Below are 12712 nucleotides of genomic sequence, written 5' to 3'. Positions count from 1 at the left end.
GACTTCTTTCGAAAAAAAGTTTCTATATGGGTTTATTTACGCTTTTAAACAATTCTAATGTGTTTTTTCGAGTAGCATTTACGGTTTCTTCCAGTGTGAGACCGAAGGTTTCCGCTACTTTCTCGGCCGTCTTCCATATGTAAGTAGGCTCATTCCTTCTACCTCTGTAGGGTACTGGCGAGAGATAGGGAGCATCTGTTTCCAAGAGAATCTTTTCAATCTTTGTTTGCCGGATAACCTCGGATAGTTTTGAATTTTTAAAGGTGACAACCCCGTTTATCCCGATCTTAAAAGTGGGTAGTTTCTTAATTTCTTCTAGCTCTTCGGGTATGCCGGTAAAACTATGAAATACGCCCTTAAGTTTCTCCGTTCCGACTTTATGTAGGCTTTCCAGTACCTCCGGATATGCGTCGCGGGTATGGATCGCCACGGGCAGATCCAAGTCGATACTCCAGCGTAGTTGTTCCTCGAATACGATTTGTTGTTCTTTCAAGTATGTCTTATCCCAATATAGATCGATCCCGATCTCTCCGATTCCGCAATAGGTACGCTTCGATAGATAGGATTCGGTTTGTTTTAGGGCATTGGCATAATTGTTGTCTACGCTGGTAGGATGTAATCCCATCATGGGGAAAGCGAACTCTGGGTACCGATCGCATAAATCGTGCATCCTGTCAACTGTTGTCAGGTCTACGTTTGGCAGGAGCAGGGTGTCGATACCGGAGTCTTTCGCTTTCCGCACGAGTTCGTCTTGTTCCGGGTCGAAATCCTCCAGATATAAATGGCAATGTGTATCTATTAACTTCATGGATCAAGATTGTCTGTACATTAATCGGTCACAAACCTCTTTTAGGATCGTTAGTTTCTCCGGGGCAATTTGTAAAGCATTCAAGTTCTCTACGGATGCGTCGTAATAGGCCTGGATTTTATTTTCTGTTAGTTGCCTTAGTCCTAAATCATTGTAGATAGAGGTAAAGGCCTGTATCTTTTGAGCCGGATCGAACTCTTTTTTATCCATCCAGTCGCGGAGAGTCTCCTTTTGTTCCTTGTTCGCTAGCCTGATAGCGTTTATTAATAGGAATGTTTTCTTATTACAAAGGATATCGCCGCCTATGTTTTTCCCGAAAGTGGCGGTGTCGCCATATACGTCTAATAAGTCGTCTTGCAATTGAAACGCTAGGCCGATGTTAATGCCAAACGCGTATAGGTTGTCCGCGTCTTCTTGTGAGGCCCCCCCGAGGATAGCGCCGATCTTCAGGGCACAGGCCAGCAACACGGCTGTTTTTAGCCGGATCATCTCGATATATTCTTCCTCGCTCACGTCCATGCGAGACTCGAATTCCATGTCGAATTGTTGGCCTCCACATATTTCCAGCGCGGTTTGCGTAAATAAGTCCAACACTTGCTTGAGGTGGCCGGGAGCTGTCGATCCTATTAACTGGTAAGCCGCTATTAGCATGGCGTCGCCGGAAAGGATCGCGGTGTTGGCGTTCCATACTTTATGTACGGTGGGCTTGTTCCTTCTCTTATCGGCTTCATCCATCAAATCGTCGTGCAACAACGTGAAATTATGGAAAACTTCCAGCCCTAAAGCCGGCTTGATTGCGTTTTCTATACTGTTATTATATATATTGCACGCCATCAACGTTAATGCGGGGCGTATTCTTTTTCCTCCCAGGGATAAGATGTATTCTATGGGTTCGTATAGACTTTTGGGAGGGTTCGCGAATTGTAGTTGGGAAATCTCGCTTTCTATTCTTTTTAATATGTTTTCGAATGTTAACATGACTGTGACGATTAATGGAATTATGAAATAAAAAAAGGCTGCAAGAATAAAGCAGCCTTTTAATATGTTTAGTATTATACTATTGTAATCTGAACGTGATAGGCACAGTATACTTAACGCGTACTGGTTTACCTCTCTGCTTACCCGGGCTCCACTTAGGCATGGTTCCGATCACACGGAGAGCTTCTTTGTCCAGAGACGGATCTACACCGCGTAATACCTCGGCATCCACAACGGATCCGTCTTTGTTCACCACGAAGGCGCAGATTACACGACCTTGGATTCCGTTTTCCTGTGCGATTACCGGATACTTGATGGATTTAGCGATAAATTTCAACAATTCCGCATCTCCACCAGGGAACTTCGGCATTTCCTCTACAACCGTAAAGATCTGCTGAGAAGATTCCTCTTCTTCCTCTACTACTGCGGGTGGTGTATAAACAGCCTCCTGAGCGGATGTCTGGTCATCCTCGGAAGATAAGATATCTTGCTGTTCCAACTCTACGTCATCTTCAACGACGTTCAATACTTCGGTTACAACAGGTGCTGGTGGTGGAGGTGGTGGAGGAGGCGTATTCTCCGGTCTCGTGATTTCCACTTCTTCCTCAGCGATGATGTCTGCCACACCCTCGCTAGCCTGAACGATCATAACGTCGCGCGTACTCCATTCGAAGCCCACGAACAAGACCGCTAAGCCCACTACGAATCCCATAAGGATACTTAGGGTCTTACCTTTTTCTAGGTCCGCTTTCGGTGATTTTTTAATTTCCATACGTTTATAATAATTTATAAGTGTTTTTCACTTCCGCAAAAATACGAATTATTTCATATCTCAAAACAAAAATGAGAGCGATAATATACCTTTTCGGTATTTTTTCCGTTTCTGTTAATATGAAATCCGTATTTCAGAGATTTGCGGGTGTAAAGTAAAAACATTTTTCCGAATTAATGTATCTTTGAACGATTTTTTACACGAAAATATGAGAAATAAACTATTTATATTGATTTCGCTTATTGTTACGCTGTCTGTCTCTGCGCAAAACGGGGGTGAGGCATTCACTTTTTTACGTCTGCCTACCTCTACTCGGGCTAATGCTTTGGGAGGGCATTCCGTGGCGTTGGTGGAAAGGGATCCTTCCTTGATTTTCCATAATCCGGGGTTGCTGGGCGCGGAGATGGATGGGATGATCAACTTGAATTATATGAACTACATCTCGGATATCAATGTGGGAAGCGCTTTATTCACGAAAGCGCATGGCGAGAAGGGGGCTTGGGGTGTAGGAGCTACGTTCATCGCTTATGGGGATATCAAGGAGGTATTGCCGGATAATGTCATGACCGGGGCGAGCCTCTCGGCGAAGGATATCAGCGTGAATGGTTTCTATGCCCGCGACCTGAACGAGCGTTGGCGCGGCGGGTTGTCGTTGAAGTTCTTGTATTCGGGATTGGCGGATTATACCTCTATCGGTTTGTGCGTGGACGCAGGATTGAGTTATTATAATTCGGATAAAGGTTTCTCTTTTGGTTTCGCCTTGAAGAATATAGGGGCGCAACTGAAGGCTTACGAGGATGAGCGACAGAAAATGCCTTGGGATATCCAGATGGGGATCACGCAAAAAATGGCGCATGCCCCGATTCGTTTTTCATTGACGGCTCAATACTTGAACCGTTGGAAGTTCGATTATATCGATAATACGAATAAGGAATATGACGGGGATTCTTTCCTCAAGACATTGGCGAAGCATTTTATCATCGGTGTGGATTTTATCCCGTCCGAGAATTTCTGGGTGGGCGCTGGATTTAATCCGAAGGTGAATATGGATATGAAGTTGAAAGGTGGAGGAAGTTTCTCCGGTTTCTCGGCTGGCGCTGGCGTGAGGATCAAGATGTTTGATGTCGGTTTCTCGCTGGCGAAATATCATCCGTCTGCCATGTCGATGATGATCAGTGTATCTACGACCTTGGCCGACTTCAAGTAAGGAATAAAATAAACCTATACATTAATATATATGAAGAAGATAGTTATCGCTATAGACGGTCACTCTTCCAGTGGCAAAAGTACCATGGCAAAAGATCTAGCCAAAGAGATCGGATATACATATATCGATACGGGGGCCATGTATCGGGCCGTGACTTTGTATTGCATCCAGCATGGATTCTTTGAGGGTGAGAAGATCAAGGAAGGCGAATTGAAGGCCGCGATTGATCATATCGACATCTCTTTTCGTTTGAACGCTGAGACCGGGCGTCCGGATACGTATTTGAACGGTGTGAATGTAGAGAAAGAGATCCGCGGCATGGAGGTAGCGAATAAGGTTAGCCTGGTAGCTACGTTGGTTTTTGTGCGTCGTGCCTTGGTCGCTAAGCAACAAGAGATGGGGAAGGCGAAAGGTATCGTGATGGATGGCCGTGATATCGGTACGGTCGTGTTTCCGGATGCGGAGTTGAAGCTTTTCGTGACGGCCTCGCCGGAGGTACGTGCGAGGCGCCGGGTCGATGAGCTGGAGGCAAAAGGGATTCCCGCTTCTTACGAGGAAGTGCTGGAGAATGTGAAGAAACGGGATTATATAGACTCAACCCGGGAGGAGGGGCCTTTAAGACAAGCCGACGATGCCTTGGTGCTGGATAATTCCAATATGACCTTAGACGAGCAAAAGGCTTGGCTGTTGAAACAATATCATAAAGCGATCGGTTCATAAATGAGTGCTTGCGGTTTCCTGCAAAAGAAACTAGAGTTTCTTGCTATGGAAACTTTAGTTTCTATGAAGAGAAACTGCAGTTTCCTGCGATAGATATTTTAAGAAACTGTAAGTGGCTCGTACATATAGCAATATTGAGAGTATGATAGAAGTTGAGATAGATAAAGATTCCGGGTTCTGTTTTGGGGTTGTCACCGCTATAGAAAGCGCGGAGCGGGAACTGGGAAATACGGATACACTGTATTGTCTAGGCGATATCGTTCACAACAGCTTGGAGGTGGAACGGTTGGAGCATATGGGGTTACATACGATCGACCATGAGGGGCTTTCTGGGTTGAGAGACCAAAAGGTATTGCTCCGGGCGCATGGCGAGCCGCCTTCTACCTATTCTTTAGCGAAGCAAAACAATATCACGATTATAGACGCTACCTGCCCGGTTGTCTTGCGTTTGCAACGCAAGATTCATAAATGTTATCAAGAGACCCGTGCGAATAACACCCAGTTGGTTATCTATGGAAAGAAAGGGCATGCGGAGGTGAATGGCTTGGTGGGCCAGACGGAAGGCACGGCGATTGTCATCGAAAAAATAGAGGATCTCGACCGCTTGGATTTTACCCGTGCGATCAGTTTGTTTTCCCAGACCACGAAATCCTTGGATGGGTTCAAGGCGGTGGTGGAAGAGATCAAGAAGCGGATGGCGGAAGGTGTGGAGTTCAATTATTATGATACGATTTGCCGCCAGGTGGCGAATCGCTTGCCGAATATAAAAGCCTTTGCCTCCAGTCACGATTGGGTCTATTTTGTGGCCGGCCGTAAAAGCTCCAATGGAAAGATGTTGTTCGAGGAGTGCCGGAAAGCGAACCCGAATACGCTTTTTATTTCCGAGGTATCGGAGATAACCGAGCCTTTACCCGAGGGGGTACGCCGGGTCGGGGTTTGCGGTGCTACCTCCACTCCTAAGTGGCTGATGGAGGAAGTAGCGGTCCGGATCAAGGAATTGAATGCTTCAGAATGATATTTTGATTAAGAATACGTGAACTTTCCGGGAGAAAGACAGAATATAATTAAATATTTACTACTTTTGCCGGAGAACATTAAAATCAATGACGCTATGTCTACAGTAAAGTGTGTTGGTATTTTAACGTCCGGAGGTGATGCCCCGGGAATGAATGCCGCTATTCGTGCGGTAACACGTTCCGCTATTTACAACGGAATGAGAGTGAAAGGTATTTACCGTGGTTACAAAGGGTTGATCCTAGATGAGATTGAAGAGTTCAAGACACAAAATGTCAGTAATATAATTCAACGCGGCGGAACGATCCTCAAAACTGCCCGTTGCGTGGAGTTCAAGACTCCCGAGGGACGGAAGCTGGCCTATGACAAGTTGCAAGAACATGGAATCGATGCCTTGATCGCCATTGGCGGCGACGGTACGTTGACGGGAGCGCGTATTTTCGCGCAAGAGTTTAATTTCCCGATCGTTGGATTGCCGGGTACGATCGATAACGACTTATATGGTACGGATACGACGATCGGTTATGATACGGCCTTGAATACGATTATGGAATGCGTGGATAAGATACGTGATACGGCTACCTCCCACGATCGTTTGTTCTTTGTGGAGGTTATGGGGCGTGATGCCGGTTTCTTGGCGTTGAACGGAGCGATTGCGTCTGGTGCCGAGGCCGCTATTATCCCGGAGATCTCCTTGGAGAAAGACCAGTTGGCCGAGATGATCGAGAACGGGTTCCGTAAGTCTAAGAACAGTAGTATCGTATTGGTTGCCGAAAGCGAGGTCACGGGAGGCGCTATGGGTGTAGCCGAGCGTGTGAAAAAAGAGTATCCGCAGTTCGACGTGCGTGTCTCTATCTTGGGGCACTTGCAACGGGGTGGTTCTCCTACGGCTCAAGACCGTATCTTGGCCACTCGTATGGGCGTAGCCGCTATCGATGCCTTGCTAGACGATCAGCGTAACGTGATGATGGGTATCCAGAACGACCAGATCGTTTATGTGCCCTTCTCTAAGGCGATTAAGAACGATAAGCCTATTAACCGGGATTTGTTGAACACGCTCCGTGTTTCTTCCATCTAAATAAGACAAGAATTTATATCGATAGAGACCCGGATGTATGCGATAATTACATCCGGGTTTTTTATTCGAACAACCTGATATCATGAAGAAGTATAGAGGCGGGGCCTTGGGTGTAATTGTATTTGTCTTTCTGTTTATCTTCCTGAGGGTATTCAGCGAGTATCATTTTTATTGTGTCGAGCAGAACCAGTTGTTCCTGTTGACTCGTTTTTTTATTGTCGATGAGTTGGCGCGACCGGGAGGTTTAGCGATGGTTCTATCTGGCTGGTTGGTACAATTCTTCATTATCCCGAATGCGGGGGCTATGATCACGGCGGCGTTATTGACAAGCCTGGGGATCTTGCTCCAAGCTATCTTGAGACGGATCGATCTGCGGGGGCATGGGATTTTGTGGGCTTGGCTTCCCATTCTGTCCTTATTGTTTGTACAATGGGATTTTAATTACAGGCTTCAGGGGACGGTTGCGTTCGGCATGATGCTGCTTGTTCTATATCTCGTTTTGGGGATAAGGAAATTCATCCCCCGTTTGATAACGAGTGTGCTCTCCTCCTTGCTTCTCTTTGGGTTGGCCGGGCCGGTCTCTTTGTTATTTGCTTTATCCATGGTTGGGTATGAGGCCATGAGCCGGACTTCCCGTTGGTATTATTCGGTGGTCTTGCCGACGATGGTGCTGATCTTGGGTGGATTATGCGTGCGTTATTCGGTGATCGGTGAATATCGCTTTGCCTTTTTGCCGGATAGCTATTATTATTTCCGGTTGATTCCGGATAAGGTGATTTATTTCTCATGGATCGCTTTCTTTGCGGCTTTGGCTATAACTTGCCTGTGTAAGAACCGGGAACCATGGGTTGGCAAAAAGCGTTTAGCGCTGGATGTCTCGCAACTTGTTATCTTGGGGCTTGTATTCTGGAAAGGATTTGGCTTGTATGGCGAACAGGGGGCATACCGTTTGAAGATGATGGATTATTTTACCCGTACAGAGCAATGGGACCGGATCTTGGAGTCGTGCAAGGAACCGGTGACCAATCCACTCTATTTATGCTACCAGAATATGGCGTTGGCACGGAAAGGGATTCTGGCAGATGAGGCGTTCAAGTATGCGCAACACGGGCCTCGCGGGTTAATGGTAGCGTGGAATAAGTCAACTACCCTATCCGCTTTGTTGAGCGATGTCTACTTTACGATGGGAAATGTAGCGGCAGCTCAAGAGATGGCTTTCGAGAGTAATATCGGGGCCTTATGTGGCGGGAATCCTCGCATGATGCAACGTCTGGTACAAACAAACTTGATTTATGGGGCTTATCCGGTAGCGGAGAAATATATAGCGGTCTTGGAGAACACCTTTTATTATAAGGATTGGGCCAAGGCGCAACGGAAATTCTTGTATAACGACGAGGCGGTCGAGGCAGATCCCGTGTTGGGAAATATGCGTAAGAACCTGCTCTCAGAGAATCATCTGAGCCAGGTTGATGGGTTCGACACAGACTTGATTCGTCTGGCAGAGCAAAATCCCTCCAACAAGGCCGCTCTCCATTATGTAGGCGTGTTCTATCTGCTGGCGAAAGACGTGACGCATTTTAAGAAGTTGGTAGAAACCTATTACGGGACCGATTTGCTCCCTTCTTTGCCGCTCGCTTTTCAAGAGGCCGTCATTATCCTGTCGGAAAAAGATCCGGATTACTGGAAGCGTTTCGGGGTCTCGGAGTCTATCGCGGGCAGGTTCGCCGATTATAAGAGGCAGGTGCTTGCGGGACGGAATAACAGTAGCGCGTTGCCCGGTTTGATGTATCGTTCTTATGGCGATACCTATTGGTATTATTATATGTTTAAATAGGAGATGAGGAAAATGTATATGAGATGTATATTCCTGTGGATGCTTCTGGGCTTGGTAGCTTGTTCCGGTCCGGTCGGGATACGGAAGGTTCTGGAAGTGGAGCCGGAGATCTATCCGGATTATGCAGGCGTGACGATTCCCCCGAATATCGCTCCCTTGAATTTTAAATTGAAAAACGCTTGTGCCGAGGCCCGTGCCATTTTCGAATGCGGTTCGGAAAAATTGAAAATAGAGGCCGGGAGAGGCGCGAGCTTCGCGATCCCGGTTTCCGGCTGGAAAAAATTGCTGGCTACCGCTTCCGGGAAGAGTATAAATGTAACCGTACAGGCTTTGGTGAATGATGAGTGGGTTGCGTATGCCCCGTTCGCTATCCATGTAGCGAGGGAGCCTGTCGATGGTTGGCTGGCTTATCGCTTGATCGAGCCGGGCTATGAGTTGTGGAATCGTATGGGCATCTATCAACGTAACTTGGAGGATTATACGGAGAAGGCGATCATAGAAAATAAGATGAGCGGCAATAATTGCGTGAACTGCCATTCTTTCTGCATGCAAGATCCGGAAAAAATGCTCTTCCATATGCGCAAGACCTATTCTTGTACGTTGTTGATTGATGGCGATAAGGTAGAAAAGCTGAATACGAAGACCGGCCAAACCCTTTCCCCGTTAGTCTATCCTTCTTGGCATCCTTCCGGAAAATACGTCGCTTTCTCCGTAAATACGACCAAGCAAGCTTTTCACATGAACGATAGGAACCGGGTAGAGGTATTCGACTCTGCCTCGGATGTGGTTGTCTATGATACGGAAAGGCATGAGATCGTGACCTCTCCGCTATTGTTTTCGAAAGGAGCGTTCGAGACTTTCCCCACGTTTTCCCCGGATGGGAACACGCTCTATTTCTGCTCGGCGGAAGCCCGTCCGATGCCCGAGGAATACGATCGGGTGAGATACGATCTATGCTCTATCCCGTTTGATCCTTCTACACGTCGTTTCGGGACGGTAGTCGATACCTTATATAAAGCGTCGGATATCCGTAGAAGCGTTTCTTTTCCCCGGGTTTCCCCGGACGGAAAGTTCCTGCTATACACCTTGTCCGGTTATGGGAATTTCTCTATTTGGCATAAGGATGCCGATTTGCACATGATAGACTTGTCTACTCGGCAAAGCTATCCGTTGGAGGCCGCGAATAGCGATGATGTGGAAAGTTATCATTCATGGAGCAGTAATAGTCGTTGGATCGTGTTTAGCAGCCGCCGGATGGACGGTCTGTACACAAGGCCGTTTATCGCTTATATCGATGAGGAAGGGCAGGCTCGCAAACCATTTCTGTTGCCCCAGAAGGATACGGATTTTTATTTTCGCTTTATGAAATCCTATAATATTCCCGAGTTCATCACGGGAGAGGTAAAAAGGCAAGGGCGTGCGTTGGCCGTGAAAGCGAAGGAGGATAAAGGAATCGACGTGAGGTTCAAATAAACAACCGGGCGCAACCGATCAAGTCGGTTGCACCCGGTAAAAAGATCAATATAAGTCTTATGTATTTCTATTTTGCGGCGATATTATCCAGGAACAGATCTATCATTCGTTTGGCTGCCACGAAAGAGCTGATCTCGTTGTTCAAGACTTGCTTCTCGGTTTGTTCCAGCATACCTTCTACCGCCGGGTTATGGTAGAACTTATCTCTCAGCGTATCATTGATGCTTTCGTACATCCAGTATTTGGCTTGCTCGTTACGTTTATAGTTGAAATAACCGTTCTTCTTGGTAAACTCCATGTACTCTCCGACCATATCCCATATTTCCTTGATACCAAGGTTGTAATAACCGGAATAAGTCAATACTTTTGGGAACCAGCCCGATTCCGAGGGTGGGAAGAGGTGCAAGGCGTTCCGGAACTGAGCGGCGGCAAGATTCGCCTTATCGATATTATCGCCATCCGCTTTGTTGATAATAATACCATCTGCCATTTCCATGATACCGCGTTTGATGCCCTGCAATTCATCGCCTGTGCCGGCTAGTTGGATCAAAAGGAAGAAGTCTACCATAGAATGTACGGCAGTCTCGCTTTGCCCTACACCCACGGTCTCTACGAATACCGTATCGAAACCGGCGGCCTCGCATAATACGATTGTCTCGCGGGTCTTACGGGCTACTCCCCCCAAGGAACCTGCGGATGGCGAAGGCCGGATAAAAGCGTTCTTCTCTCTCGACAAAGTCTCCATACGGGTCTTGTCTCCTAAGATACTACCTTTCGAGCGCTCGCTACTCGGGTCGATCGCGAGTACGGCAAGTTTACGCCCTTGGTTGATCAGGTGCATGCCGAAAGAGTCGATAGAGGTACTCTTTCCCGCTCCGGGGACACCCGTAATACCGATGCGGACCGATTTCCCGGCAAAAGGCAAGCATTTCTCGATAATCTCCTGCGCTATTTGCTGATGCTCATGCTTTGAGCTTTCCACCAAGGTAACCGCTTGACTGAGTATCGTGATGTTCCCTTTTAAGATACCATCCACGAACTCGGAAGGGGTATATACCTTACGTTGGACACGTTTTTTTATATAAGGGTTTACGGTCGGGACATCCGAAATGCCCTTGTTCACTTTCAGTCCCTTGTACTGATCATCGTTTTCTGGATGTTCCATATCAATCTGTTATTTGTATGCCGTCACCTTGATCAAGCGGATAGGCCCGTTCGGATCGTTGCATACGACATTAATAAGTGTTTCAAGTTTTGTCTTTATCTCTTTCGGTCGCAAGGTTACTTTGAAAGTAGCGGTCGCTCCCGGTTTAAGTTCTTTCTTTCCTCCGGATAAGTCTATGCGCTCATCGTCGCAGGTGACACTATAGATCAAGAGCGGAGTCTTTCCCGCGTTGGTAATCTCGAACGTACCCGATACTTTGCCCCCGATCAAAGGTACGATACTTTTCTTGTCCGGCAACTTACCGAACTCCAACAAAGTACCGGATAATTCCGCTACCGGGGCTTGTGCCTTACCCGCCGCGGATAATTTGCTGAAGTTATCGATTACGTTGGCAGATATCTGTATCTTACCGGATTCCTCCTTTTCTCCGGCGTTCTGTACCGTGACCGGCAAAAGTGCGGAAGCTCGTCCTTTCCGTTTTACGGCCTTGGCATCCATAAGTATCGTGACGGCGCCCACCTCGTCCGGCTGAAGGGTAGCCGGGTTGACCTGTACGTTGAGATAGTGGGGTACTTTACCCAGATGAACCGTAATCGGAGTCTCTCCCTCATTCTTGATACTGATCTTCTCGCCGAGCGTCTCCTCCGGACGGATACTGCTGAATAAGACGGTCTTCGTATGCAATTTCAAGTCTCCTATGGAGTATGGATACGTAAAGACCGGCTGCGAGGGTTTCGGGGTGACGTTTCCTTTTATGGCCAGGCTGTAGCTTCCTTTCTTTCCGTTGCTGAATATCGATATGGTTTTGTAAAACGGGCCGGGGCGTCCTTTCGGATTATACGTTATCTTGACCTCGCCGGTCTTGCCGGGAGCGATCGGGGCCTTGGTCCATTCCGGGCGTGTACAGCCGCAAGAGGCGGTGACACGGGTGATAACCAAGGGAGCGTCTCCGGTATTCTTTATCGTGAAGGTATGACTGGCAAATCCATCTGCCTCGGCTATGGTCCCGAAATTATAAGTCAGCTCGTCCGACACGATTTGGGCGCCTTGCTGTGCCCAAGCCGTTGTTATAGATATAAGAGCTATAAGAGCGAGGATTAACCTTTTTATATTCAGCATTCCGATGTTCGTTTTTCGCGTGTTTCTTATTCAACCTCTCCCCGGATGTTCATGATGAAGCTTCCGGTCTTTCCGTTACTGTATACGGAGATGGTTTTCGTGAAAGGGCCCGGACGTCCTGCCGGATCGAAAGTGACCTTGATCTGTGCCTTCTTTCCCGGTGCGATCGGTTCTTTCGGCCATTCCGGAGTCGTGCATCCGCAAGATGCGATTACACGTGTAATTACCAAGGGCATATCACCCGTATTGGATACTTCAAACGTATGGGATACTTTTCCGTCGGCTTCTTTGATGGTACCGAAATCAAAGCTAGTTGTCTCCGCGGAAATAACCGCTTTCTTTTGAGCCGAAGCCATTCCTGTCGCTAACAGGATCGCCATGAAAATAAAAACTATTTGTTTCATCTTTATCGTTTAGTTTTAATTCGAATCACAAAGATAATTAATTCAATTGAAAATAGTGAATCGAGGATTGAAAATTAGAGGAAGATAACGCTTCTACGATGCCTATTCTTACCTCCTTACGATGCCCGTTCTAACTTCCT

The 12712-nt window shown here is 47.2% G+C and carries 12 protein-coding genes; 6 read left to right on the top strand and 6 right to left on the bottom strand.

The window, feature by feature from the left end:
* Positions 1 to 22 precede the first annotated feature (22 nt).
* The 3 genes from Q0110_RS03825 to Q0110_RS03815 form a co-directional block, all read right to left on the bottom strand.
* A complete protein-coding gene (locus tag Q0110_RS03825) occupies positions 23 to 808 on the bottom strand; it encodes a TatD family hydrolase (protein WP_297902804.1) in 786 nt (261 codons plus the stop codon).
* Positions 809 to 811: 3 nt separating this feature from the next.
* Positions 812 to 1786: a polyprenyl synthetase family protein gene (locus Q0110_RS03820; RefSeq protein ID WP_297902801.1), complete on the bottom strand. Its 975-nt coding sequence runs from the start codon at positions 1784 to 1786 to the stop codon at positions 812 to 814.
* Positions 1787 to 1865: 79 nt separating this feature from the next.
* Positions 1866 to 2558 (bottom strand): energy transducer TonB, encoded by a 693-nt coding sequence (locus Q0110_RS03815; protein ID WP_297902798.1) that lies wholly within the window; start codon positions 2556 to 2558, stop codon positions 1866 to 1868.
* A gap of 208 nt (positions 2559 to 2766) precedes the next feature.
* On the opposite strand from Q0110_RS03815, the gene porQ reads away from it, so the two are divergent.
* The 6 genes from porQ (at position 2767) to Q0110_RS03785 (ending at position 9884) form a co-directional block, all read left to right on the top strand.
* The gene (gene porQ / locus Q0110_RS03810) at positions 2767 to 3765 is read left to right on the top strand and encodes a type IX secretion system protein PorQ (RefSeq protein WP_297902795.1); all 999 of its coding nucleotides are present in this window, start codon (positions 2767 to 2769) and stop codon (positions 3763 to 3765) included.
* Positions 3766 to 3795: 30 nt separating this feature from the next.
* Positions 3796 to 4485 (top strand): (d)CMP kinase, encoded by a 690-nt coding sequence (gene cmk, locus Q0110_RS03805; protein ID WP_297902792.1) that lies wholly within the window; start codon positions 3796 to 3798, stop codon positions 4483 to 4485.
* 142 nt (positions 4486 to 4627) lie between these two features.
* Complete coding sequence (locus Q0110_RS03800) at positions 4628 to 5500, top strand: 4-hydroxy-3-methylbut-2-enyl diphosphate reductase (RefSeq protein WP_297902789.1); 873 nt, start codon at positions 4628 to 4630, stop codon at positions 5498 to 5500.
* A gap of 96 nt (positions 5501 to 5596) precedes the next feature.
* Positions 5597 to 6577 (top strand): 6-phosphofructokinase, encoded by a 981-nt coding sequence (gene pfkA, locus Q0110_RS03795; protein WP_297902786.1) that lies wholly within the window; start codon positions 5597 to 5599, stop codon positions 6575 to 6577.
* An 82-nt stretch (positions 6578 to 6659) separates the two neighbouring features.
* Positions 6660 to 8411: a DUF6057 family protein gene (locus Q0110_RS03790; RefSeq protein ID WP_297902783.1), complete on the top strand. Its 1752-nt coding sequence runs from the start codon at positions 6660 to 6662 to the stop codon at positions 8409 to 8411.
* Between the two features lie 3 nt (positions 8412 to 8414).
* On the top strand, positions 8415 to 9884 hold the full coding sequence (locus Q0110_RS03785; protein WP_297902781.1) for a hypothetical protein: 1470 nt from the start codon (positions 8415 to 8417) through the stop codon (positions 9882 to 9884).
* Positions 9885 to 9951: 67 nt separating this feature from the next.
* Here Q0110_RS03785 and meaB read toward each other — a convergent pair whose 3' ends face one another.
* From meaB to Q0110_RS03770, 3 genes are read right to left on the bottom strand one after another with little or no spacing between them, the layout of a single operon-like run.
* Positions 9952 to 11049, bottom strand: coding sequence for a methylmalonyl Co-A mutase-associated GTPase MeaB (gene meaB, locus Q0110_RS03780; protein ID WP_297902778.1), 1098 nt, complete (start codon positions 11047 to 11049; stop codon positions 9952 to 9954).
* Between the two features lie 9 nt (positions 11050 to 11058).
* Positions 11059 to 12168, bottom strand: a complete 1110-nt coding sequence (locus Q0110_RS03775; RefSeq protein WP_297902775.1) for a DUF1573 domain-containing protein — start codon at positions 12166 to 12168, stop codon at positions 11059 to 11061.
* A 26-nt stretch (positions 12169 to 12194) separates the two neighbouring features.
* Positions 12195 to 12572: a DUF1573 domain-containing protein gene (locus tag Q0110_RS03770; RefSeq protein WP_130882583.1), complete on the bottom strand. Its 378-nt coding sequence runs from the start codon at positions 12570 to 12572 to the stop codon at positions 12195 to 12197.
* Positions 12573 to 12712: the final 140 nt, after the last annotated feature.

The organism is uncultured Parabacteroides sp., assembly GCF_947855115.1.
Taxonomy (GTDB): Bacteria; Bacteroidota; Bacteroidia; order Bacteroidales; family Tannerellaceae; genus Parabacteroides.
The sequence above is the reverse complement of the archived record's forward strand: the minus strand, read 5'-3'. Positions and strand labels throughout refer to the sequence as shown.